Consider the following 21,998-nt stretch of genomic DNA (forward strand, 5'->3'; position numbering starts at 1 on the left):
TCAACGCCTTAGACAAGCCCCTTGCATCAATTCTGTGTTTCGATTCATATACTTAAGCAATAGCAGGGCTTACCTGCACGAGACAGGCGATCAATATGAACAATTTCAGCCCCAATTTGGGCCTCGAAGCAGGATTCTCACAACGCCTTATTGAAGCTGCGCGCGATCAAAGCCGCGTCAAAGGTCTTACCCACGAATTCTACCGTTACCCGGCGCGCTTCTCGCCCACATTCGTGCGCGGCGCGATAGAAGCTTTCACCAAGCCCGGCGATTGGGTGGTGGACCCCTTTGCGGGCGGTGGAACCACGCTCGTTGAGGCCATGGCCATGGGCCGCAACGCTCTTGGAATCGATATCAGCTCTCTCTCATCATTCTTGTGCGAGGCCAAGACGCAGATTCTCGAAGATCGAGATGTCAGCGCATTCAAGCGATGGATGGGCCGCATTGACGATACAATCAACATGCACGCTCCGAGTGAGCGCCACGATGATTACGCGGATGCAGGCTACTACCGCAACCTAGATGGTCCAGAGTTCTGGCGCTTGCGCAAGGCGATTGAACAAGCGCTCAGCTCTGTCGAGCGTATCAGGCTGCGCCAAGCCCATGTTCTGGCGCGCTGCGTTGTCTTGCGAACCGCACAATGGGCGCTGGACTCGCGAAAGACGCGCCCAAGCGTGAAAGCCTTCAAAGCCCAGATGTTTAAACAAGCCGGGCTCATGCTGGATGCGGCGCTAGAATTTCGGGATCAGATTAGGAACCTCAAACTAGAAGCGCAGCCAAGAGCGATTAGTCTGAACAGGACAACGGCTGGCGTGGAAAACGAAAGCCTCGTGTCCGAGGTCTGCCCGCCAAAGTTAGTTGTAACCTCGCCGCCTTATCCGGGCATCCATGTGCTGTATCATCGCTGGCAAGTGGATGGCCGCAAAGAAGCGCCCGCGCCGTTCTGGATTGCTGGCAAGCTCGATGGGGCAGGATCAAGCTATTACACGCTAGGGGATCGCAAGAACCCCGGCCTTCAGACCTACTTCGACAATCTCAAATCCACCTTCAACTCAGTGGCTGCTATCTCGGGTGAGGAGACCACCATCGTACAAATGGTGGCCTTCTCGAAACCAGATTGGCAGCTTCCGAAATATTTGGAAGTCATGGAAGACTGCGGCCTTGAAGAACATCGCCCGTGGGAGACGCCTTTGGATGATGAGGATGGCAGACTCTGGCGCGATGTTCCTTCGCGGCGCTGGCATGCCCATCAGAAATCCCACGCGCCGGGAGCGCGTGAGGTTGTTCTGATACACCGCAAGGCAACGAATTAAGCGCTTTCTTCGAGGCCTTCGACCACATCATCGGTCTCCAGATCGCTTGAGCCCAACGAGATTAGGGCCGGAACGAATGGGGCGAGAGCCCGGCATGTGCGTTCAACACGATCTTCAATGGTCTCAGACGGAGCATCCTCATCGCCGTTTTCGGTCTTCTTGGCGCGCTTGTCTTCCAAGATCATCGACAGGCCGATCAATACATTGGCGTACATGAACTGCTCACGCAGAAGCGCTGTGGCCTCCTTGGACAATCGCTTCAGCTTGGCTTCGCTCTCCAAGGGCATGTTGTCCATGTTGACCTTGAACTCATAGAATTCCGAGGTTTCATCCTCTGAGTAGCCCAGCGATTCAATCTTCATCGCTGTGAACTCATCAAAGCCCTCTTTTTCCCAATCGTCGCGATAAACGCGTTTGATGTTGGGCGATTCCAGCTCGCTGGGACGCTCTCGCTCTGCACCGTCCTTATCCTTAGGAGGTTTACGCTCACCGCCACCGCCTGTGTGCTTCTCGGCTTTGGGTTGGATTGTCACCTGGATGTGGTTTTCAAAGAGGCGGTGCGCATCATGGGTGCGTGCGATGAACTCAATCTCATCGCCCACGCTGGCCCCGCTTGGCAAATCGACCATCACGCTTGCAATGCCGTTCTTGAGGTTAGGACCAACAGGGCTGGCCTTAAACTCGGCTCCATCGCTACCTTTCCAAGTCAGATCGAAAGCGCCGCGCTCTGCTGCGCGGGTGAAGTAGTCGTTGCGCGCATCGGTCTCGAAGGTAAGGCGCATCCGATTGTTGATGGGGCAAGAGCGGCTCAGCGTCTCCCCATATTCCACGCCCTTATTCTTAAAAAAGGTCGGGTAGACCTCGCCTTTGAAGTCTTCTTTAGGATCGCTGCCCGTGTTCACGGTCTTGAACGGTGCAGATATCCTCTGGCCCAGCTTTAGGAGCGTGGTCAGGTTGGGTGAGCTCTTGATCAGAGATTGCAGGACATCGGTAAGCGGTTGATCGTCCTGAAGGCGCTCTTGCATGCGCTCTTGCTGGCGCTTGTTGCGCAGCTCTTTAAGCTCATGGCAATCACGGATGGCCTTTTCCAATGAATCGACAAGCTCGTGCTTGAATTCATTCTCAGCTAGCCTGTCGCGGCTCGGCATGAACAAATCTTCGCGCGTCACGCTCGAAAGATCATCACACTCGACAAAGACCAAAAGATCATCAGCGAGCGGCTTCATCTTCACAGCCTCTCTGCGGAAAAAGTCCTTGGGCAAGCTCCCTTGCGTCTGGCCATTGCGCAAGAAGACGATGCCTTCGCGCTTACGATAGCCGCGCACCCCGCCAAGCTTCTTGGCGTTTGCGGGCGTGTCCTCATCATCATCGTCCGTTTCTTTTGTGGAACCCGCCTGAACAAAGGCAAAGACATTCGCGATGAGCTTTTCGCCTCCGGGCTGGAAAGGAATACGGACAGGAAAACCGCCCTCGACGTTGTCGCTATCTTTGATCCGGCGAAGAAGGCCTGAAACTGTTGTACGGCGGCTGCCGACATCCAGATACTTGCCAGCCTTATTTATGCGGTATTCGTAGAAACGCACAGGAAGTGCGATTTCTGGAAGAAGAAGATCAAGTCGGCTCAACAAGCTCTTGCCGCGCAAGATGTTCGAGCGTTCCCCGAGGAAGTTGTAGTCGAACATCTTGATGGCTGTTCCATAAGGCGCTTGTCTGCCATACGGGCTTTCATCATCCGGGTAGATGCCAAAGCTCTCTGCGGCGAACGACAAGACGCCGCCATGGCGATCTTGAGCACTTTCGCCCACCCCGACTGGGGCCAGATAGGTGTAGACAGAGTTTTTCGGCGCGCCTGGCTTACCGCTCGGAAATTCCCGGCGGACGATAGTGAAGCACCATTCGTGGTCACGGGGGCTGGCGCTTTCATCCAAGAAAGCAGGATTACGCTTAGAGATAACAAGCTGAAGGTTATTTTTACCGCAGAAGCGTAGCGCTCCAGTGCCGCCTTGATTGAACTGGCCTTGGACAAAGGGGATGTACTGCTTGTTGCTCTTGGACAGCGACAGGATCGTATCGGGCAGCTTGTCCGGGCTTTGACCCTCGCCGCAATCCGAAATCGTGATGTTAAGGCCTTGGGGGCGCGTGCCCGTTGCCGTCAGTGTAATTCCATCTGCAATCTGGCGGGTTTTCTGCGCGCCCCAATCCTCGATATAGCCACCAGTAGCAATCTTCTCGCCTGTGCTGTTTTCAAAGAAGCGGGCCACGGCGGCGCGGATCGTTTGCGGCGCTTCAGCGCTCGACGGATCAATTCCGCGCATCCGGCATTCGTTGATGAGCCGCGCGTCAACAGAGTTGACGATTTTTTCCGCGAGCGCAGCTTCAGCTAAACTTTGCTGGTTGCCGCTTTGGCCCCAATTATTCTCAACATCCCCATAGTGACGCCATAGGGCTGGCTTGTCCCAGTAGCCATGCTTTTTGAGGAGCGTGATGATCTCTCCCTCACTGTCAGCATGCAGCAGGGCCGTGCAGAGCTTTTGGTTATCACTCATGTGGGATGGTCCAATCTATGGAATAATTTACAGTTTGAAATCCACACCATCAGAAGACTTGGTTGTCTTCATGCGGTTCTTCAGGGCTTCAATTTCGTCGTTCAAGGCTTTCACGATCTTCCGAACATCCGCATCATCGTAGTCGTATGCATTACGATTGCCTAGCTTTCCGATGATCCTGATAGCCTTTATCGCACTCACTGTACGGCTTTCGGCGAGCTTGACGAACTTCTCGCGCTTGGATGTTTTGGCTGATGCTTGCGCATCATCGGCGACTTTGAGGGCTGGCTCGGACATCTATCGGGTCTCCAGTGCTGGCTAAGACATCCTAGAGCTGGGGATTTTACGCCCATATGTCAAGCTAGAGCGTGTAATTTAGCAGCTAAACTATAAATTTCAGGGCTGCAAATGTGAGCTTACGAGGGGATAAGCCGTTGGCAAAAAGTATCTTTTCTTGTGATTCTAATTGCGCTGAGTAGCTTCCCATACGCAAGTCACAGAGGCCCTGAAAAACGAGTTGAGAGCGCCATAAATCTGCTAAATTAAAGCCTACATACGATCTGACAGCATCGATTCGGTGCTATTTGAGCGCCAAGGCTGGCCGAATTTTCGGACGAAAACCGTGATCCACCTTCGGCAAGGTGGCGCTCCCCAGCTAGCGGAAAGCTGGTCTCGATGAAGTCGTCTCCATGACATGGCGGCATCCAAACGGCGGACGGTTGGTCTCCATGAAGTGGTCTGGATGAAGTCCTCATGGGGGTATCGGTTGGGAGCTCGAAGGCTCCCCTGATTGGTGTTGCATCGGCCAAACGGTGCGAGTGGGTTCCAAGGGGTGCGATATCTGGATAACGAGGGCCTGACAGACGAACAGAAAGAACAGCTCCTCGAAACGCTCTTCAAGTTCATGATCTGCTTTGTTGATCTGGGTTACGGTATCTCGCCGCTTCAGCAGGCCTGTGGACAACTCACCGAAAGCGAAGATAGCAGCGGCGCTTCCGATTCAGCCCTGCTAGAGTACGAGGCAACCACCCTGAGTGAAACTTTCAACCGAAATGCAGCTGAGTAGAGCGCTAGCTGCCAGACAAGGAGGAGTCATGAAAAATGCCATAAAACATAGCACTTCCGCGCCAAGCGCGCTGATCTATTGCCGTGTGTCCTCAACCAAACAACGTACGCAAGGTTCGGGTCTAGACACGCAGGAGCATCGTTGTCGTCAGTACGCGGCAGATCATGGTCTAGAGGTCGACGGAGTCTTTCCCGACGATGTCAGCGGCGGCGGTGATTACATGAACCGTCCCGGCATGAAGGCACTTCTTGCCTATCTCGATGCCCAATGCGGCAAACCTTATGTTGTGATTTTTGACGACTTGAAGCGGTTCTCGCGTGACAGGGTCTATTATTGGAAGCTGCGCGACGCTTTGAGCGAACGCGGTGCCATTCCGAAATGTCCAAACTTTGAATTTGATGATACACCGGAAGGCGAGTTCTTTGAATCAATTATGGCTTCCCATGGCCATTTCGAGCGCCAACAAATTGCCCGTCAGAACTTCCAGAAGACTAAAGCACGGCTTGAAGCCGGGTACGAAGTCAAACGCGCTCCGTACGGTTACAAATACATCAAGGCTCCGGTCGGTGGTGGCAAGGTCCTCGTGCCCGACGAGCCTCTTGCCTCTGTAGTTACAGAGGCAATGGAAGGCTTTGCTAGTGGGCGCTTTGCGAGCCAGGCTGAAGTGCAGCGCTTCTTAGAGGCAAACCCGCATTTCCCAAAAGTTGCGAATGGCCGCGTCCGCCCGATGACGGTCACCCGGCTGCTGAAGAAGGTAACATATGCGGGATATGTAGAGTCCGAGCGTTACGAAGTGAGCCTGCGCAAAGGCCAGCATGACGCCTTGATCAGCTTCGAAACCTTCCAGAGGATTCAGGACGTACTCGAAGGCAGGAAACGCGCTCCGGCTGCCCGAAAGGACTACAACAAGGATTTCCCTCTTAGAGGATTTGTCACCTGCAAGAGCTGCGGCAATGCCATGACCGCTGCTTGGTCCAAGGGAAAGTACCGTCGCTACGCCTACTACCGCTGTGAAACACGTGGCTGCGAGAACAAGAGCAAGTCTGTGCCACGTGCCAAGCTAGAAGCGGGCTTCGATAAAATCATGCAGCGCCTGACGCCGTCCCGAAAGCTGATAGGACTTGCCAAGCTCATGTTCGATGATGCGTGGACGATGCGCGAGGCATCCGCCAAGGAGCAGCAAGCGGAGTGGAAGCGTCAACTCAAGGACACTGAAAAACAAATTGAGCAGGCTCTCGACAAGATCGTGCTGACCGAAAGCGACACGGTTTCGCGTGCCCTGGAAAAGCGCATCGACAAACTCGAACGCGAGAAGGCTCTGCTCTCAGAAAAAACCTCAAAATCAGTTGAGACAAGACAGACCAAGAGCGAATGTATGGAACTCTCGCTCGAATTTCTGGCAAACCCTTGGCTTATCTACAAAAATGGTAGCCATGCAGTGCGTCAAACAGTGCTGAGGTTGGCCTTTGCAGAGCCACTCACATACTGCCCCAACGAGGCGTATGGAACTCCCCGAACAACCTTTCCTTTTGCGGTGTTAGAGGAAATCGCAGCTCAAAGCGAAAAGATGGTGCTGCTGGAGAGAATTGAACTCTCGACCTCTCCCTTACCAAGGGAGTGCTCTACCTCTGAGCTACAGCAGCATCGTGGGCGGGTGATTAGACTCAAACGAAACGCGGCGCAAGGGTGTCTGGACGGTTTTTTGTGTCTCCTGTAGAGAAAGGCAATGGCAGACAAAAATACACCTAAAAAACACGGCAAATCCGGGGCAACGCGCGAAGACCGCCTGAAAGCGGCGCTGAAAGCGAACATGGGGCGGCGTAAGGCGCAGGCCAAGGCGCGGGCGGCCTCGGATGACAAGACCGGCAAGGACGAGGGATAAGAGCAGATGGATTCGATTCTGGTGACGGGCAACGGCCCGCTGAGCGGGCAGATCCCGATTGCGGGGGCCAAGAATGCGTGTCTGACGCTGATGCCAGCAACGCTGCTCAGCGAAGAACCGCTGACGCTGACCAATGCGCCGCGACTGAGCGATATCAAGACCATGACCGCGTTGCTGCAATCGTTGGGGGCCGAAGTCTCGGCGCTGCAGGATGGTCAGGTGATTGCCATGTCCAGCCACGATCTGACCAGCCATGTGGCCGACTACGATATCGTGCGCAAGATGCGCGCCTCGAACCTTGTGCTGGGGCCTCTGCTGGCGCGGTTCGGGCAGGCGGTGGTGTCGCTGCCCGGTGGCTGCGCCATTGGCGCGCGGCCGATGGATCTGCATGTCGAAGGGCTGGAAGCGCTGGGCGCCGAAATCGAGTTGAAAGACGGCTATCTGCACGCCAACGCTCCGGGGGGTCTGAAAGGCGCGGTGCATGAGATGCGTTTTGCATCTGTGGGCGCGACCGAGAATATCGTTATGGCCGCCACGCTGGCCAAGGGTACGACCGTGCTGAAGAACGCCGCGCGCGAGCCCGAGATCGTCGATCTGGTGGAATGCTTGCGCAAGATGGGCGCGAAGATTTCGGGCGAGGGGACCTCGATCATCGAAATTCAGGGCGTCGAACGGCTGCATGGCGCGACCCATCAGGTCGTGACCGACCGGATTGAACTGGGCACGTATATGCTGGCCCCCGCGATCTGCGGCGGCGAGGTTGAACTGCTGGGTGGCCGGATGCGTCTGGTCGAAAGTTTTGCCGAAAAGCTGGACGCCGCGGGGATCAATGTCACGGAAACCGAGAGAGGCCTGAAAGTGGCTCGCAAGAACGGGCGGGTGTCCTCGGTCGATGTGGTGACCGAACCTTTCCCCGGTTTCCCCACTGACCTGCAAGCGCAAATGATGGCACTGATGTGCACTGCCGAAGGCACCTCGGTGCTGGAAGAGCGTATTTTTGAAAACCGCTTCATGCACGCGCCGGAACTGGTGCGCATGGGCGCGAATATTGAGGTGCATGGCGGCACAGCGACAGTAACGGGCGTTGAACGCCTGAAAGGTGCGCCGGTTATGGCCACCGACCTGAGGGCCTCGGTGTCACTGATCCTTGCCGGGTTGGCTGCGGAAGGCGAGACGACAGTCAGCCGAGTCTATCATCTGGATCGCGGATATGAACATGTGGTGCGCAAGCTGGAAGGCGTGGGCGCAAAGATTGAACGGATCAAGGGGCTATGACTGACGCAAGCTTTCACGACGGGCGCGAGGCCCCGCTGAATCTGGGGGCTGAGGATATCGATGACCTACAGGTCATTGCCACCTTGACGCAGGACGCGGTTTTCCCGGTCACCGAGATGACCTGGCGACCGTCGCAGCGCCGCTTTGGTCTGCTACTGAACCGGTTCCGGTGGGAGGACAAGGACGCCGCCACGCGCCGTGAACGACCATTTGAGCGGGTGCAATCGGTGTTGGTCTTCGACTCGGTGTTGTCTGTTGCCAGTCAGGGGATCGACCGAAGTGACAAGGACATGGTCATGTCGCTGCTGTCGGTGGATTTTGAAGCGGGCGAGGACGGTGCAGGCCATATCGTGCTGACCCTGGCCGGTGACGGTGCGATCCGTTTGTCGGTCGAGGCGTTGGACGTGACCCTAAAAGATGTGACCCGTCCTTATCAGGCCCCATCCGGGCAGGCTCCGCATCATCCGGAATAAACGCGGCATATCGCAGGCGTTCTCAGGGCGTCCCAAGGGTCTGGTCCTGAGGCGCGCGACTGTTTTTGACGTGTTTCAAATCAGCCGGGTCTTGCTGCGGTCCATTACCCATCTTTGTGCCGCGGACCATCATGGGGATGGTGCTCTGGTCGCGCTCTGGACTGCGAACAAGGACCCAAAGACGATCCGGGGATGGATACAAGCGGGGGCCGAACTGTGGCTGGCTGAGGTCAATGAGCACGTTGCTGGTGTTGGCGGGTTGCGCAACCGATCTGAAGTTTCACTGCTATACGTCGATCCATTGCATTCCCGGCGGGGTGTTGGCCGGGCGCTGCTTGCGCGGCTAGAGGAAGAACTGGCCCGCCAAGGCTGTGCCGAAGCGCATTTGGACGCCACCGCGACCGCGCGTGAGTTTTATCGAAGGTTTGGATGGCAAGACGACGGCGCTCCCGGTGATTGGAACGGCATTGCGCAATACCCCATGCGCAAATCGCTGCACCCGGCGGACGAAGGGTTGAGGCCATCTGATCCCGGCGATATGTCCGGTTGAAATGCCTCGGAGTGCCCAACATGCCCGTTTTCCTGGATACGACCTCATCCGACTTTGAATCTGCCTTTCAGGCATTGCTCTCGGCCAAGCGCGAGGACAGTCCGGATGTGGACGCAGCCGTCGCAGACATCATTGAGGACGTGCGTGCGCGCGGGGATGCGGCCGTGATCGCGCTGACCGCCAAGTTCGACCGGCTGGAGCTAACGCCCGCGACGCTGGCATTTTCGGCTGACGAAATTGATGCGGCTGTCGCACAAGTGTCGGATGAAGATCGCGCCGCATTGGAATTGGCGGCCCAAAGGATTCGGGCTTATCACGAAAAGCAGCTGCCCTCTGATCACGAGTGGACGGACGAGGCCGGGGCCAGGTTGGGCTGGCGTTGGTCGGCTGTTTCGGCTGCGGGGCTATACGTTCCGGGTGGATTGGCATCGTACCCGTCTTCGGTCTTGATGAATGCGATTCCGGCCAAGGTGGCGGGGGTTGAACGGCTGGCCATCACTGTACCGACACCGGACGGAGTTGTGAATCCGCTGGTTCTGCTGGCGGCGCGGTTGTCGGGCGTTGACACGATCTATCGTGTCGGAGGTGCGCAGGCGATTGCGGCGCTCGCTTACGGGACCCAGACCATCATGCCGGTGGATAAGATCACCGGGCCGGGCAACGCCTTTGTCGCCGCGGCAAAACGGCGTGTCTTCGGCAAAGTGGGCATCGACATGATCGCAGGCCCATCAGAGATTTTGGTGATTGCCGACAAAGACAATGACCCGGATTGGATCGCGTTGGATCTGCTCAGTCAGGCCGAACATGATGAGAGTGCGCAGTCGATCCTGATTACGGATGATGCCGCATTTGGACGGGCTGTCGCGGAAGCGGTCGACAAACGCCTTGAAACCCTGCAGCGCCGCGCGATTGCCGGAGCCAGCTGGCGCGATTTCGGCGCGGTGATCACAGTGCGCGATCTGGATGAAGCAGCCCTGCTGTCCAATCGCATCGCGCCGGAACACCTGGAGCTTTGCGTGGCCGATCCTGTCGCGCTGAGCCAGAAAACCATCCACGCGGGCGCAATCTTTTTGGGGCAGTATACCCCCGAAGCCATTGGCGATTATGTCGGTGGCCCAAACCATGTGTTGCCCACGGCGCGGTCGGCGCGGTTTTCGTCTGGCTTAAGTGTTATGGACTTTCTCAAACGCACGACGCTTAGCCAGATGACCCCCGCCGCGTTGCGCGCAATTGGCCCCGCCGCCGAACAGCTGGCACAATCCGAAAGCCTTGAAGCGCACGGGTTGTCGGTCACGGCGCGGCTCAAACGCCTCAATGATTAACTTCGCGCTAGGTCTGTAGGACGCAGACGTTGCCGATCCAAATTCCTTGATATAGGTCTGTTCCGACCCGAAGGGACCACGTGCTCATGACCCGCATTTCGCATATTGAACTGGACGACCGAAACCTGCCTCCACCGACCCCAGAGATCGAGCAGGAGCGCAAAGTGGCGATCTATGATCTGCTGGAAGACAACAGCTTTGCCCTGCCCAAACGCGATGACCGCTCGGTGCCCGATGGCCCCTACCATGTGCAGCTTTCGATCCGCGACAAACGGCTGGTTTTTGACATTGCCACCGAGGCAGAAGAGAAAGCCGCCGAGTTCCATTTGTCGCTCGGACCCTTCCGGCAAGTGGTCAAAGACTATTTCCAGATTTGCGAAAGCTATTTCGACGCGGTGAAATCCCTGCCGCCCAGCCAGATCGAAACCATCGACATGGCGCGGCGTGGCATCCACAACGAAGGCAGTCGTGTCCTGCAGGAACGGCTGGAAGGGAAAGCCGATGTGGACACAGACACTGCCCGTCGCCTGTTCACGCTGATCTGCGTGCTGCATTTCGGAGGCTGACGGGTGACGCCACTGCCGCAGTCCATTCTGTTCTGTTGCGACCACAACTCGGTCCGGTCCCCGATGGCCGAAGGCATCATGAAAAAGTTTTACGGCACCGGCACCTATGTCCAGTCCGCCGGAGTTCACAACGATCTTGAGATCGACGGCTTTTGCGTCGCGGTCTGTCAGGAGATTGGTGTGGAACTATCGCGCCACCGCTCGCGCTCGTTTGACGAGATGCAGGAATGGGGCGATGACCTCAGCTCCTTCGACCTGATTGTCGCGTTGTCGCCCGCCAGCCAGCGCCGGGCATTGGATCTGACGCGGATTTTTCACCTCGATGTCGATTATTGGCCAATAATGGACCCTACCGGGCTGGGCGAGACCCGCGCGGACAAGCTAATTCACTACCGACAGACCCGCGATCAGATCATCAGCCATCTGAAAGATCGCTGGGGAGATCCAACGGAGTGAGCATGAACCAGACCGTCAAATCCTATTTCGAGGCCTTCAATGCCGGAGATGTCGAGGGCATGCTGGCCTGCCTGTCCGAAGACGTGGCCCATCATGTTAACGAAGGCCAGGTCCGCGTAGGCAAAGAAAAGTTTGCGGCGTTTTGCGCGCATATGAACCGCTGCTACCGTGAGAACCTGACCGATATTGTGGTGTTTGAAGCCCAAAGCGGTGCGCGCGCGGCGGCCGAGTTCACCGTCAATGGCACCTATCTGGAAACCGATACCGGCCTGCCTGACGCCCACGGTCAGACCTATCGGCTGCCCGCCGGATCGTTTTTTGATCTGAAAGACGGAAAAATCACCCGCGTGACGACCTATTATAATCTTGCGGATTGGACCAAACAGGTGTCCGGTGGCTGAAGTCACCGCCGTCAGAGCCCTTGCCGGTGCGGCGCTGGACGCAGCTCTGGACGATGTGGCGCGACTGCGGATCGCGGTGTTTCATGACTGGCCGTACCTCTATGACGGTGATCTGGAATATGAGCGCAAATACCTGCAACCCTACCGCGACAGTGACCGCGCAATCGTTGTCGGAGCCTTTGACGGCAACCGCCTTGTTGGTGCATCAACCGGGGCTCCGCTTGAAGATCACGCCGAGGATTTCGCGGCGGCCTTTGACGGCACAGGGCTGAACCTGTCCGAAATCTTCTACTGCGCCGAATCCGTCTTGCTGCCTGATTACCGCGGGCAAGGGGTCGGGCACAGGTTTTTTGACCAGCGCGAGGCCCATGCCCGCGCCCTGGGCTTTTCCAAATGCGTCTTTTGCGGTGTGCAACGCCCGGCTGATCATCCTATGAAGCCCGCCGCCTATCGCCCGCTTGACGCATTCTGGCGCGCGCGGGGCTATGCGCCCCTGCCCGGTGTGATCGCGCAGTTTTCGTGGAAGGATGTCGGGGAAAGGGGCGAGACCCAGAAGCCTCTGCAATTCTGGATCAGGGATTTGTAAGGTTCCTTTTCCAATACGACGAAGAGAAGCCAGTCGATCTGTGTCTGAAACATGTTCAGGAGGACCAGCCGCCATGACAGAGAATTCCGACTATGAAGCGAAGCTTTTTGCCAACGTCAAAGCGCATGGGTGGCAGTTTACGTATGTTTTTGATCCGGATGGTGAAACACCAGACTTTGGATATTCGATCGGTTTCTCAACGTCCCTGGATGCGCCGGAATTCATTGTTTTTGGTTTGCGGCGCGAACTGATCAACGCCATGTTGTGGGAGGTTTATCGGCAAATCAAAGACGGTGCTGTGCCTGCCGACAACATGCGCTGGCAAGGTCTTTTGGAAGGGTTCGACTGCATTAGCCGAAAAGCCACGCGAGCGGACCTATTTACTGACTATGCCGTCTCAGCACGATGGTTCTGGAGAGAAACTGGTAATTCTGATGTTCCTGAGGTTTATCAATTGGTGTGGCCTGGCGCCCAGCAGGGGTTATTTCCTTGGGAAGAGGGCTGTGATCAGTCGGTGATTGATGCGCAAACGCAGCTTTGGGTGTCTGAATAATCCGTGCGCGACCGTCCAGGCCAAGCGGAATGCTTGGTCAGACCGTCACCGGTACTTGAGGGTTTAAGCATGAAAATCGCAACCGCCGCCTATGACCTCGACTGGCTCGATAGTTGGGCACAATACGAAGACAAGCTGGACCGCTGGGTTGCCGAAGCCGCCGGGCAGGGGGCCGAACTTCTGGTGTTTCCGGAATACGGCGCGATGGAGTTATCGACCTTGGATGGGGCCGAAGTCGCGGGCGATCTGGAACGCTCGATCCACGCGGTATCCAAGCGGATGGATGAGGTGCGAGCGCTGCACCAACGACTGGCCGTTGCGCATGGTACCTATATTCTGGGTGCCTCGACCCCGGTCGCGAATGGGCCGGGTCGCCCTGTGAACCGTGCCGTTCTGTATGCACCCGACGGCGGGCAGGACCATCAGGACAAACAGATCATGACCCGGTTCGAACGCGATATTTGGGACATTGCCCCAGGTGGCCCCCTGAAACTGTTTGACACCAAGCTGGGCAAAATCGGCGTTCTGATCTGCTATGACAGCGAGTTTCCCTTGTTGGGTCGCGCCCTGCGGCAGGCCGACCTGATCCTTGTGCCGTCCTGCACCGAGGCTCTTTCGGGGTATTGGCGCGTGCGGATCGGGGCGATGTCACGCGCCTTGGAAAACCAATGCGTTACGGTGATGGCGTCTTTGGTCGGAAATAATCCTTGGTCTGAAGCGGTGGACAAGAACACCGGTACCGGCGGTATCTTTGGACCGCCTGACAAAGGGTTTCCGGCGACAGGCGTTTTGGCTGAAGGGCAATTGAATCAGCCCGGCTGGACCTACGCCGAGGTTGACTTGAGTGACATTGCCCAGGTTCGCGCCGATGGCCATGTTTTGAACCGTGCGCATTGGGATGAGCAAGTGCCGCGAGTCGATTCAGTCACAATATCCCGCCTTTAGGCGAATGGGGCCTTGAAATAAGGCAGAAATAGGCTCATTTAAGCGCACATCCTCGCAGATTCTGCGAGTGCAACGTAAGTGTGGAGACAACATGGCCAAGGAAGATACGCTCGAATTTCCCGGTGTCGTGAAGGAACTCCTGCCTAATGCGACGTTTCGGGTCGAGCTGGAAAACGGCCATGAGATCATCGCACATACGGCAGGCAAGATGCGCAAGAACCGCATCCGTGTTCTGGCCGGCGACAAGGTTCAGGTCGAGATGACCCCTTATGATCTGACCAAGGGTCGGATCAACTATCGCTTCAAGTAACGCCAAACACATGGCGTTTATCCTCGGATCGGGCAGCCCAAGGCGGCTGGACCTGCTGGTGCAGCTTGGCGTGCAGCCAGATGCGATCCGCGCTCCAGACATTGATGAAACGCCCCTGAAAGGGGAATTGCCAGTTCCGTATTGCAACCGTATCACGCGGGAAAAAGTGCAGGCAGTTCAGGCAGATAGAGACGATGTCACCCTGTGCGCCGACACCACGGTGGCTCTGGGTCGTCGAATACTTGGTAAGCCTGACGATGCCGGACAGGCGGCTGAATTCCTTCACGCCCTCTCCGGGCGCAGGCACCGCGTGATTACCTCGGTCGCTGTTCGGCGTGGGGACCGCATCCTGCAACGCGACGTGGTTTCCCAAGTCAAAGTCAAGCGCCTGTCGGATGTCGAAATCAACGCCTATCTGGCGACCGGAGACTGGCAGGGGAAAGCCGGCGCCTACGCCATCCAGGGCCCCGCAGGTGCGTTTATCCCGTGGATCTCCGGCTCATTCACCGGCATCGTAGGGTTGCCCCTGTCCGAAACGGCGGCGCTTTTGCAAGGCATCGGATATCCGCTATACCGTGAGGCATCATGAAGGGCCGTACCATCATTCTGGATCACATCAACGACCGCGAAGCGGCGGCGTTGATGGTGGACGGAAAGCTTGACGATTTTCGGATCGCAGCGGACGCTCCCGCACCCGGAACGATCTATCGCGCACGCGCGGACCGGCCTGTCAAAGGGCAAGGTGGGATGTTTCTGTCCACACCCGACGGACCCGCGTTTCTGCGGCAGGTTAAAGGCCTGGCGCCGGGGGCGGTAAAGCTGGTGCAAGTCACAGGCTATGCCGAGCCGGGTAAAGCGCTGCCGGTCACGGACCGTATCCTGTTCAAAAGCCGCTACGCTATAGTGACGCCGGATGCTCCGGGCCTGAACATCTCGCGCAGTATCCGCGACGAAGATGAGCGCGACCGCCTGCTTGAAATCGCACATGAGGCCATGGACGGCAGTGAATACGGCCTGATCCTGAGATCCTGTTGCGCCGGTGAGGATGCCGCGGACATCTCCGAGGATATCAGCGCCATGCTGGCCCATGCCCATCAGGTCATGAATGATCCAGGCACCGAGCCTGAACTGCTGCTGGAAGGTGACGGTCCTCACGTCTTGGCGTGGCGCGACTGGACGGAACCCGCCGAGGTTGTGACGCGAGACGGCTGTTTCGAAACCCATGGCGTTCTGGATGCACTGGATACGGCATGCGGGATTTCCGAACCGTTGCCGGGCGGCGGACACCTCTATATTCAACCAACCCGCGCGTTGGTTGCTGTAGATGTGAATACGGGTGCGGACACGTCCCTTGCCGCTGGAACCAAGGCGAATTTCGCTTGTGCCAAAATTCTTGCCCGCGCGTTACGCGTTCGGGGTTTGGGCGGGCAGGTGACCCTGGACCTTGCCCCAATGCCAAAAAAGGATCGCAAGGGGTTCGAGGCTGCCTTACGATCGGCTTTCAAGTCCGACGCAATTGAAACAACGCTGGCCGGGTGGACCCCGTTGGGTCATTTCGAATTGCAGCGAAAACGCGCCCGTCTTCCGCTGTCTGAGGTGCTGAAATGAGTTGTCCGATCTGCGGCGAGAACCCTCTGGCCAAGTACCGCCCCTTCTGCTCAAAGCGCTGTGCGGACATCGATTTGGCCAAGTGGCTGAACGGGTCCTATGCGGTTGCGTCCCAGCGGGAAGAGGACACCGACACGGACGTTTCCGAAGAAGAAACACAGTTGCAGCGACCGCACTGAAAAAATGTCAAAAAGCCTCTGGACACCACCGGTGGCAAGTCATAGAACGCCTCCACCCAACGGCAGTCGCCGTTCCCGTGCCCGGGTAGCTCAGGGGTAGAGCAGTGGATTGAAAATCCTCGTGTCGGTGGTTCGATTCCGCCCCCGGGCACCATTAACTCACTGAAATGCTTGATGAATTTTGATCGTTGAGCCTTTGGATTTTCGACCGTAAAAGCTATGCACGGGTATGCACTCCTCGAACGGTTCTGACATGACCAAAGATTCCAAAAATCGAATACTCAAAATAAAACATCTGCGAAAAGGGCTGGCCATCCTAATGTATGCCCGAAGCCCCTATTGGTATGTTCGTCTTCGAGACCCGATAAAGGGTGGTTATGTTCTACGTTCAACGAAAGAAACATCACGGGTCGAAGCTCGTGAGGCGGCTGAGGAATTTGCTGAAACCTTCCGAAGCAAAGCCAACAGCGACTACGCCAAGAAGAAGGCAACGAGTTTCGAGCATTACGCCAAAAAGCTGATGGCTGTGCAAAAGGGCAAGTCCAAGTGGTCGCATGGTGACAACAAACTGCTGAACCGATCCAAGGATGGGCTGATTTGCTATTTTGGGAAATACGATGTCACCAAGATTACCACGGGGATGGTTCGGGATTATCTGATTCATCTAGACGAGAACCGGTCGAAGCCGTTGGCTGAGTCAACCAAAGCGAAGCACACAATCATCATCCGCAAGGTACTTACGCTGGCCGTAGAAGATGGCTTGTTGAATGTGCTGCCAGTGTTGCCAAGACAAAAAACAGTTGATTCACCCCGGCACGCTTTCACTGATGAGGAATATCGCCGCTTTCTTAAAGCCGCCGGTGAGTGTGTTAGACGTGGCGACAGGGTTCAAGGTGTCACGATCACCGGTCATCACGCTAAGATGTTTCGGTTCGCTGTCCATAGCTTTCTTCGTCCCACCCGAGGTGAATTATTCGGGCTAAAGCACAAGGATGTTCAGGTTCGGACCGACCCTTCGTATCTGGAGTTGAACATACGAAGTGGAAAAACTGGGAAACGTGTCAGTGTGACTATGCCCATTGCGGTGCCGCTTTATCTGTCAACGCTTCCTTTCAATGGTGATGAGAAACCTGACCGAGACGACTATGTTTGGATGCCTGAATATCCAAATCGACAAACAGCGATAAACAAAGCTCGCTTTGTCTTCGACCATATTCTGGAAAAAGCCGGTCTGGTAGACCAAGATAAAAAGTTAGCACCTTATTCACTTCGGCACTATGCATTCCAAGCTAGGTTGAGGTCGTCTAACGGTAAGGTAGGACACTACATCTTGGCTAAGAATGCTGGAACGTCGGTTGACCAGTTGGAGCGGTTCTATCTGAGGAACATGGCTCCCACGAAAGAACTCATTGAGAACTTGCAGCACAGGGAGTGAGTTTTGGTCGAGACAAGCTGATCGACCCAGCGGTGAAGTTGCTGTTCAGGGTCTAATACATGGCGAAATCAAAGTGCCTCGAGGTAGGTTTCCAACAGTGGCAACCGATCATTTCCCCAGAATAGCTCCCCATCTACAACGAAAGTTGGCACTCCAAACGCACCGTCTTTAAGGGCATTCTGGATCGCTAGCTCGTGCAATGAAGCAGCTTCACCGCCGTTGAGACCATCTGCAATTTCGGCGGGTGACACATCATAGTTTCTGGCAACAAGTTCTAGAGAGTTGATGGTCATCGTCTCACTTTCGGAAAAAATGGCACTGAAAATATCTTCCATAAGTTTTTGCCGTAGGTCCGGGTCCGGCTGACACCAGCAAGTTAGCGCCAGTGCATTGGGAGGGAGTGAAGATAAGTCAGGCTCATTGAACGCTACATGATAATGCACTGCCCATCGTTTTGCGTCTCGTTCTCTGAACTCGGGATCGTATTGTCCAGCCAATATTTGCTGGTCAAATGGCGAGCCGTCGGTTCTGGCACGTCTTATCAAATCAATTGAATTTATGGGTATCCAGTCAAATTTAATGCCACATTTCTCTGCAATTCGGTCAAGTTGTGTTGATGCGAGATACGAGTAGCGGCTTCCCAAGCCTAAGTATGCTTTGACCTTCACAAGCTGCGTCTCCTATTCGCGAAGTAAGCCTGTCCTGAGTATCGTCAAAGCTAGAAGTATCAGCAAGAAACCAAAAGTTAACTTCCAAAACCGTTGTCTACAATCGTGAACCAAGGGACGCCACTGGAGTAGCAAAGGAGATCCCAATGGCACTTGAGAAGCAATTTAATCTGGAAGCAGCGGAAAAGCCCAAGACGACCCAGCCATCCCATCAGCGTCGTCAGAAGTTCATCACCGCCATCGACAAGCAGTTGGCCGGAATGGTGGCAGGGGAAGGCAGCAACCCAGCGAAAAGCACTTGGGTCTGGCAGTCAAGCAAAGGGGAGTGGTTCATCTCGCCGAGGTACGGCAAAGCTGCGCTCGAACTGGCTCCGGGCCTGTCGGCGATCAAGTGCACGGATGCAGAAGACGTGGTGCAAAACCTCGAAAAGCTGAAAACCCTCACGAGTGATGGCAAGTTGGATGCGGTCCTTGAGACGGCTGCAACAGCCATCCGCAGCCGGTTCGGAAAGTGACATCAGCCGGTTTTTTGGAACCCTCACATGGTCCCGTTGGGTTCGGATTGAACGCGATGGGACCTATTGCTTTCTGATTTGTGTCAACCACGAGCGACAAAACCATGCGAAGCACTTCACGAAGTGAAGTTGATAGCCAATCAATTGCTGGCTGCTGGCAATGAGTGGCAAGTGTTGATCCTATCGAGGTCTGTCAGGTCCAATATGAATGGCAATGGGATCAACAAGATCAACCATACGGCCCAATGGTCGAACCAAGATCACCAAGTACATGCGAAGCATTTCACGAAGTGAAATTGATGGCTATCCATTTGCTGGTGGATGGCAATAGGTAGCAATCATCACTCCATCATGGTCCTGACAGCCACCAGATTGAACGCCATGGAGCCAAATACTTTCCCCGGCCAGCCCAACCAACCGGTTGAAACAAGCTAGCACATGCGAAGCACTTCACGCAGTGAAGCAGGTGGCTATCTGTTGGCTATCGTCGGGCAATGATTGATCAATCGCTTGCTTTGCAAGACATTCGCTTCGCGAATGTTAATCCCTTTTTGGTCAATTTGGATTTTGGACATACTTCTCCTATCCGTTGAGGAGAAGTCCGACGAACCCGTTGGTTCTGTCATACCATCCACACACGATTGCTTTCCCAAAGCACGGCTGGCGGTTATCCGGTCTCAGCCTACGTGCTGCTTAAACAGCGGACCGATATGCTAGCTTTGCGTGGACGGCAGCTTGACTAGCTCGGCGACGGCACTTCCCCGTCTCGTGATGACAATTACTTTGCTCTGGCTCTCTTATGGGGGCTTTCATCCTTCCCCCGCTTTCGCTGTTTCCTGACCCTACTATTCGATGACGTCATGTCTGCTGGCCTACTGAATTCGGTTCGTCACCATCCGGCGGAAATTACCTTCTGATCGCATGACGCTTCGGGCTGTCTATATGTGGTTTGCATCGCGTTCCTGATGCAAGAGAGCTACGAGCTGTGTTCATTGTGGCGATGTGTATTGTCGTGTGCGGTGTGTGTCTGCGTATGGTCTATTTAGGGGGCACAGATCGATGTTTGATCGTGAAATCGTAATTAAAACGGGCTAATAGCAAATTAGGGAGAGTGTCCCACGTCCTACGGGAATCGGGGCAAATTCTCCCACAGCCGTGCAGTCGGGTATCAGAAAAAAAATAGTAAATGTGCCGTATGGGTGTGAGGTAATAACAATTACTATTTTCTCTAGCGCCGCTCAGCATGTCTGATGGCACCCAGCGTCATTGTGTCAGTTGGCTGTTCCCAATACCCTACGCCGCAAACTGATGCTGGACGGAAACGATGAATAAGCAAGTACAATTACATGGTTATCGGTACAGCGTATACAATCGGATCGCACGACTGGCTCTGCATTGCAAAGATGTTGAGTACGATACCCGTGAGATTAATCCGTTCGAAGACACTCCGAAAGAGTATTTGAAGCTTCACCCATTCGGTCGTGTCCCGGTACTAACACACGGATCGTTCAGCCTTTACGAAATCGGGGCAATAACTCGATATGTTGATCGTTCATTTGATGGGGTGCCGTTGCAACCCAAAAACCCAAGTGCGTTGGCTCGGATGGATCAGGTTATCTCGATAATCGACAACTATGCTTATTGGCCAATGGTTCGTCAGGTTTTTGCTCAACGTGTGTTTCGGCCTTTTGAGGGAGAGACCCCTGACGAGGAAGAAGTTGCGTCGGGTGTGGAGGCTTCGAAACGGGTTTTGATGGCTTTGAATAACATTGCTGCTGAAGGGAAAGTCTTGGCTGGGTACTCCACTACACTGGCGGATTGTCATCTGGCTCCGGTGGTCGATTACTTTGTTCGGGCTGATGAAGGGCAGGCATTGCTTTTGCAATATCCTGCCCTCAATGCTTGGTGGGAACATTTTGCAAGTATGGATATGCTTAGAGCGACCGACCCGCTTGGGTAATTCGTACCCCTCGTCGCTCCACCTGAATGCTCATGGGTGGATCAATCGCTTCCCGTCACGAAAGACCTGCTTCCACGGAAGTATCGAAAATGATGCTCTGAGTCCTGTTGGCCAAAATGGGTCCAGTCGGATCAATTCTTGCACGTGGTTTTCGTCTTTCGCATCCACAATCCACAATCCGTCCCGGCCTCTTCCTTCTGTGTCATTGAGTGGTCCAGCGGCATCAATGAATGCTGCATTTGCTTCAAGGAACGTGAGGTGTTTTTTCATATGCTTTTTTCGAACATCGGGATCGGCGTCCGCAGCGTCTTCAAACAGGATGATAAACTTCATGGGAATTCCTCAATTTGTGGATTCCAGAATAACATGCCACAGCAAAATTGCTGTTTGTCCCAGCAATTTTGTCGATCTAAACTGCAATTATGCAGGAGTATGATTGGAATGATCTCAAGTATTTGCTTGCTCTGCAGCGGGCAGGGACTTTGTCCGAAGCCGGTCGAAGAAGCAGTGTAAGCGAAACAACCGTCGCTCGGCGGGTGAAGCGTCTGGAGCGTTCGCTTGGTATATGTTTGTTCATCAGAAACGACGCTGGAAAGTACCAGTTGACCGAGCCGGGGCAGCTTATTCTTGATCACGCTGAGGCGGTGGAGCGGGAAAACGTGGCCTTGCTGGATAGTATCGGTCAGGTGTCTGACCGTATTGCAGGGACAGTGCGGGTTAGTTCCGTCCCCGTGATCATACAGCGCATCCTTCTGTCCGGTCTTGCAGAGTTGAGGAGACAGCACCCTCATCTGATTGTTGAACTGGTGCCGGAGGCTCGTAACATTGATCTGACCAAACGTGATGCTGATCTTGCTGTCAGGTTTTCACGACCTGCGCAGGGTGGGTTGTCGACAAAGGCCCAAAAACTGGCCGAGCTTGAATTTGCTGTGTTCTGTGCATCTTGTATTTCACCCGACGAAGAAGAAACACAGGATTGGATTGGTTATGACGATGCCACAGCATCGCTTCCGCAGGCCACTTGGACAGAAGCACTCCGACGTCAATCCGGTGGACGATTGAGTAATTTACGTGTTTCGGACCTCGAGTCAGCACTTGAAGCGGCGGCAAATGGATATGGAAAATCACTACTGCCGAAAATAGCTTGCGAAGGAGATAGCCGTTTTCGTTTGATTGCTACGCCAACCGTTTCCGCTGCGATGGTAAGGGATGTTTGGCTGTTGTCCCACAGCGATCATGCGCACCGTGTGTCAGTGAAAGCAGTCAAGGATTGGTTGATCAATTTGAATTGGTGACAGGGAAAAATAGTAAAAGTACCGTATGGGTGTTGGGCATTAACAATTACCATTTTTGCCGCTATGGCAGCGTGGCGCGTTCCAGCATTTTGAT

Annotated in this window: 25 protein-coding genes, 2 tRNA genes and 1 pseudogene; 23 read left to right on the forward strand and 5 right to left on the reverse strand. The window is 55.1% G+C overall.

The genetic code is table 11. The features are described 5' to 3' along the window. Positions 1 to 95: 95 nt before the first annotated feature. A complete protein-coding gene (locus ACR0CR_RS15950; protein WP_480600889.1) occupies positions 96 to 1,313 on the forward strand; it encodes a DNA methyltransferase in 1,218 nt (405 codons plus the stop codon). On the opposite strand, the gene ACR0CR_RS15955 is transcribed toward ACR0CR_RS15950, so the two are convergent. Together ACR0CR_RS15955 and ACR0CR_RS15960 are read right to left on the reverse strand one after the other, a co-directional pair. After that, positions 1,310 to 3,859, reverse strand: a complete 2,550-nt coding sequence (locus tag ACR0CR_RS15955; protein ID WP_480600891.1) for a hypothetical protein — start codon at positions 3,857 to 3,859, stop codon at positions 1,310 to 1,312. The genes ACR0CR_RS15950 and ACR0CR_RS15955 overlap by 4 nt on opposite strands. Positions 3,860 to 3,886: 27 nt before the next feature. Beyond that, positions 3,887 to 4,156, reverse strand: a complete 270-nt coding sequence (locus ACR0CR_RS15960) for a hypothetical protein (protein ID WP_480600893.1) — start codon at positions 4,154 to 4,156, stop codon at positions 3,887 to 3,889. Between the two features lie 535 nt (positions 4,157 to 4,691). On the opposite strand from ACR0CR_RS15960, the gene ACR0CR_RS15965 reads away from it, so the two are divergent. Both ACR0CR_RS15965 and ACR0CR_RS15970 read left to right on the forward strand, forming a co-directional pair. Then, the gene (locus tag ACR0CR_RS15965; RefSeq protein WP_480600894.1) at positions 4,692 to 4,925 is read left to right on the forward strand and encodes a hypothetical protein; all 234 of its coding nucleotides are present in this window, start codon (positions 4,692 to 4,694) and stop codon (positions 4,923 to 4,925) included. Between the two features lie 28 nt (positions 4,926 to 4,953). After that, positions 4,954 to 5,982 (forward strand): annotated as a pseudogene (locus ACR0CR_RS15970) (recombinase family protein); the annotation flags it as partial. A 511-nt stretch (positions 5,983 to 6,493) separates the two neighbouring features. Here the strand turns inward: ACR0CR_RS15970 and ACR0CR_RS15975 are convergent. Beyond that, positions 6,494 to 6,568, reverse strand: a tRNA-Thr gene (locus ACR0CR_RS15975). An 83-nt stretch (positions 6,569 to 6,651) separates the two neighbouring features. On the opposite strand from ACR0CR_RS15975, the gene ACR0CR_RS15980 reads away from it, so the two are divergent. From ACR0CR_RS15980 to ACR0CR_RS16060, 17 genes are all read left to right on the forward strand, one after another. Next, positions 6,652 to 6,807, forward strand: a complete 156-nt coding sequence (locus tag ACR0CR_RS15980) for a hypothetical protein (protein WP_480600895.1) — start codon at positions 6,652 to 6,654, stop codon at positions 6,805 to 6,807. A 6-nt stretch (positions 6,808 to 6,813) separates the two neighbouring features. After that, complete coding sequence (gene murA / locus ACR0CR_RS15985) at positions 6,814 to 8,082, forward strand: UDP-N-acetylglucosamine 1-carboxyvinyltransferase (protein WP_480600896.1); 1,269 nt, start codon at positions 6,814 to 6,816, stop codon at positions 8,080 to 8,082. Further along, the gene (locus ACR0CR_RS15990; protein WP_480600897.1) at positions 8,079 to 8,555 is read left to right on the forward strand and encodes a DUF2948 family protein; all 477 of its coding nucleotides are present in this window, start codon (positions 8,079 to 8,081) and stop codon (positions 8,553 to 8,555) included. The genes murA and ACR0CR_RS15990 overlap by 4 nt, the downstream gene beginning before the upstream one ends. A 91-nt stretch (positions 8,556 to 8,646) precedes the next feature. Continuing rightward, positions 8,647 to 9,105, forward strand: a complete 459-nt coding sequence (locus ACR0CR_RS15995) for a GNAT family N-acetyltransferase (protein ID WP_480600900.1) — start codon at positions 8,647 to 8,649, stop codon at positions 9,103 to 9,105. Positions 9,106 to 9,125: 20 nt separating this feature from the next. Beyond that, positions 9,126 to 10,427, forward strand: coding sequence for a histidinol dehydrogenase (gene hisD / locus ACR0CR_RS16000; protein WP_480600903.1), 1,302 nt, complete (start codon positions 9,126 to 9,128; stop codon positions 10,425 to 10,427). Between the two features lie 86 nt (positions 10,428 to 10,513). Next, entirely contained in the window at positions 10,514 to 10,993 is a 480-nt protein-coding gene (locus ACR0CR_RS16005) for a UPF0262 family protein (protein ID WP_480600905.1), read from the forward strand. 3 nt (positions 10,994 to 10,996) lie between these two features. Continuing rightward, positions 10,997 to 11,449: an arsenate-mycothiol transferase ArsC gene (locus ACR0CR_RS16010; protein ID WP_480600907.1), complete on the forward strand. Its 453-nt coding sequence runs from the start codon at positions 10,997 to 10,999 to the stop codon at positions 11,447 to 11,449. A 2-nt stretch (positions 11,450 to 11,451) separates the two neighbouring features. Beyond that, a complete protein-coding gene (locus tag ACR0CR_RS16015; RefSeq protein WP_480600910.1) occupies positions 11,452 to 11,850 on the forward strand; it encodes a ketosteroid isomerase-related protein in 399 nt (132 codons plus the stop codon). Next, positions 11,843 to 12,436, forward strand: coding sequence for a GNAT family N-acetyltransferase (locus ACR0CR_RS16020; protein ID WP_480600912.1), 594 nt, complete (start codon positions 11,843 to 11,845; stop codon positions 12,434 to 12,436). Before ACR0CR_RS16015 ends, ACR0CR_RS16020 begins: the two co-directional genes overlap by 8 nt. A 73-nt stretch (positions 12,437 to 12,509) precedes the next feature. Then, complete coding sequence (locus ACR0CR_RS16025; RefSeq protein WP_480600914.1) at positions 12,510 to 12,989, forward strand: DUF4262 domain-containing protein; 480 nt, start codon at positions 12,510 to 12,512, stop codon at positions 12,987 to 12,989. 69 nt (positions 12,990 to 13,058) lie between these two features. Beyond that, positions 13,059 to 13,934, forward strand: coding sequence for a carbon-nitrogen hydrolase family protein (locus tag ACR0CR_RS16030; RefSeq protein WP_480600916.1), 876 nt, complete (start codon positions 13,059 to 13,061; stop codon positions 13,932 to 13,934). 91 nt (positions 13,935 to 14,025) lie between these two features. Then, positions 14,026 to 14,244, forward strand: coding sequence for a translation initiation factor IF-1 (gene infA, locus ACR0CR_RS16035; protein WP_005978431.1), 219 nt, complete (start codon positions 14,026 to 14,028; stop codon positions 14,242 to 14,244). 10 nt (positions 14,245 to 14,254) lie between these two features. Continuing rightward, positions 14,255 to 14,833: a Maf family protein gene (locus ACR0CR_RS16040; RefSeq protein ID WP_480600919.1), complete on the forward strand. Its 579-nt coding sequence runs from the start codon at positions 14,255 to 14,257 to the stop codon at positions 14,831 to 14,833. After that, positions 14,830 to 15,852 (forward strand): ribonuclease E/G, encoded by a 1,023-nt coding sequence (locus ACR0CR_RS16045; RefSeq protein ID WP_480600921.1) that lies wholly within the window; start codon positions 14,830 to 14,832, stop codon positions 15,850 to 15,852. The genes ACR0CR_RS16040 and ACR0CR_RS16045 overlap by 4 nt, the downstream gene beginning before the upstream one ends. Then, positions 15,849 to 16,031, forward strand: a complete 183-nt coding sequence (locus tag ACR0CR_RS16050) for a DNA gyrase inhibitor YacG (protein ID WP_480600924.1) — start codon at positions 15,849 to 15,851, stop codon at positions 16,029 to 16,031. The genes ACR0CR_RS16045 and ACR0CR_RS16050 overlap by 4 nt, the downstream gene beginning before the upstream one ends. Before the next feature lie 79 nt (positions 16,032 to 16,110). Then, positions 16,111 to 16,185 (forward strand) — tRNA-Phe (locus tag ACR0CR_RS16055). 99 nt (positions 16,186 to 16,284) lie between these two features. Beyond that, the gene (locus tag ACR0CR_RS16060) at positions 16,285 to 17,466 is read left to right on the forward strand and encodes a tyrosine-type recombinase/integrase (protein WP_480600926.1); all 1,182 of its coding nucleotides are present in this window, start codon (positions 16,285 to 16,287) and stop codon (positions 17,464 to 17,466) included. 68 nt (positions 17,467 to 17,534) lie between these two features. Here ACR0CR_RS16060 and ACR0CR_RS16065 read toward each other — a convergent pair whose 3' ends face one another. Beyond that, positions 17,535 to 18,134 carry a DsbA family protein gene (locus tag ACR0CR_RS16065; protein WP_480600929.1) on the reverse strand — a complete coding sequence of 200 codons (600 nt, stop codon included), beginning with the start codon at positions 18,132 to 18,134 and terminating at the stop codon, positions 17,535 to 17,537. Between the two features lie 146 nt (positions 18,135 to 18,280). On the opposite strand from ACR0CR_RS16065, the gene ACR0CR_RS16070 reads away from it, so the two are divergent. Both ACR0CR_RS16070 and ACR0CR_RS16075 read left to right on the forward strand, forming a co-directional pair. Continuing rightward, positions 18,281 to 18,649: a hypothetical protein gene (locus ACR0CR_RS16070; RefSeq protein ID WP_480600932.1), complete on the forward strand. Its 369-nt coding sequence runs from the start codon at positions 18,281 to 18,283 to the stop codon at positions 18,647 to 18,649. 1,324 nt (positions 18,650 to 19,973) lie between these two features. After that, positions 19,974 to 20,609, forward strand: coding sequence for a glutathione S-transferase family protein (locus ACR0CR_RS16075; RefSeq protein ID WP_480600935.1), 636 nt, complete (start codon positions 19,974 to 19,976; stop codon positions 20,607 to 20,609). Between the two features lie 30 nt (positions 20,610 to 20,639). On the opposite strand, the gene ACR0CR_RS16080 is transcribed toward ACR0CR_RS16075, so the two are convergent. After that, on the reverse strand, positions 20,640 to 20,942 hold the full coding sequence (locus ACR0CR_RS16080; RefSeq protein WP_480600937.1) for a YciI family protein: 303 nt from the start codon (positions 20,940 to 20,942) through the stop codon (positions 20,640 to 20,642). A gap of 89 nt (positions 20,943 to 21,031) precedes the next feature. Between ACR0CR_RS16080 and ACR0CR_RS16085 the strand changes: the two genes are divergently transcribed. Continuing rightward, positions 21,032 to 21,904, forward strand: coding sequence for a LysR family transcriptional regulator (locus tag ACR0CR_RS16085; RefSeq protein WP_480600940.1), 873 nt, complete (start codon positions 21,032 to 21,034; stop codon positions 21,902 to 21,904). Positions 21,905 to 21,998: the final 94 nt, after the last annotated feature.

Source organism: Ruegeria sp. AM2 (assembly GCF_056540685.1).

Bases quoted from the DNA above. Each gene is read 5' to 3' on its own strand.
- ACR0CR_RS15950 (WP_480600889.1), top strand. From the start codon at position 96: ATGAACAATTTCAGCCCCAATTTGGGCCTCGAAGCAGGATTCTCACAA.
- ACR0CR_RS15955 (WP_480600891.1), bottom strand. From the start codon at position 3,859: ATGAGTGATAACCAAAAGCTCTGCACGGCCCTGCTGCATGCTGACAGT.
- ACR0CR_RS15960 (WP_480600893.1), bottom strand. From the start codon at position 4,156: ATGTCCGAGCCAGCCCTCAAAGTCGCCGATGATGCGCAAGCATCAGCC.
- ACR0CR_RS15980 (WP_480600895.1), top strand. From the start codon at position 6,652: ATGGCAGACAAAAATACACCTAAAAAACACGGCAAATCCGGGGCAACG.
- murA (WP_480600896.1), top strand. From the start codon at position 6,814: ATGGATTCGATTCTGGTGACGGGCAACGGCCCGCTGAGCGGGCAGATC.
- ACR0CR_RS15990 (WP_480600897.1), top strand. From the start codon at position 8,079: ATGACTGACGCAAGCTTTCACGACGGGCGCGAGGCCCCGCTGAATCTG.
- hisD (WP_480600903.1), top strand. From the start codon at position 9,126: ATGCCCGTTTTCCTGGATACGACCTCATCCGACTTTGAATCTGCCTTT.
- ACR0CR_RS16005 (WP_480600905.1), top strand. From the start codon at position 10,514: ATGACCCGCATTTCGCATATTGAACTGGACGACCGAAACCTGCCTCCA.
- ACR0CR_RS16015 (WP_480600910.1), top strand. From the start codon at position 11,452: ATGAACCAGACCGTCAAATCCTATTTCGAGGCCTTCAATGCCGGAGAT.
- ACR0CR_RS16025 (WP_480600914.1), top strand. From the start codon at position 12,510: ATGACAGAGAATTCCGACTATGAAGCGAAGCTTTTTGCCAACGTCAAA.
- ACR0CR_RS16030 (WP_480600916.1), top strand. From the start codon at position 13,059: ATGAAAATCGCAACCGCCGCCTATGACCTCGACTGGCTCGATAGTTGG.
- infA (WP_005978431.1), top strand. From the start codon at position 14,026: ATGGCCAAGGAAGATACGCTCGAATTTCCCGGTGTCGTGAAGGAACTC.
- ACR0CR_RS16040 (WP_480600919.1), top strand. From the start codon at position 14,255: ATGGCGTTTATCCTCGGATCGGGCAGCCCAAGGCGGCTGGACCTGCTG.
- ACR0CR_RS16045 (WP_480600921.1), top strand. From the start codon at position 14,830: ATGAAGGGCCGTACCATCATTCTGGATCACATCAACGACCGCGAAGCG.
- ACR0CR_RS16050 (WP_480600924.1), top strand. From the start codon at position 15,849: ATGAGTTGTCCGATCTGCGGCGAGAACCCTCTGGCCAAGTACCGCCCC.
- ACR0CR_RS16060 (WP_480600926.1), top strand. From the start codon at position 16,285: ATGACCAAAGATTCCAAAAATCGAATACTCAAAATAAAACATCTGCGA.
- ACR0CR_RS16070 (WP_480600932.1), top strand. From the start codon at position 18,281: ATGGCACTTGAGAAGCAATTTAATCTGGAAGCAGCGGAAAAGCCCAAG.
- ACR0CR_RS16075 (WP_480600935.1), top strand. From the start codon at position 19,974: ATGAATAAGCAAGTACAATTACATGGTTATCGGTACAGCGTATACAAT.
- ACR0CR_RS16080 (WP_480600937.1), bottom strand. From the start codon at position 20,942: ATGAAGTTTATCATCCTGTTTGAAGACGCTGCGGACGCCGATCCCGAT.
- ACR0CR_RS16085 (WP_480600940.1), top strand. From the start codon at position 21,032: ATGCAGGAGTATGATTGGAATGATCTCAAGTATTTGCTTGCTCTGCAG.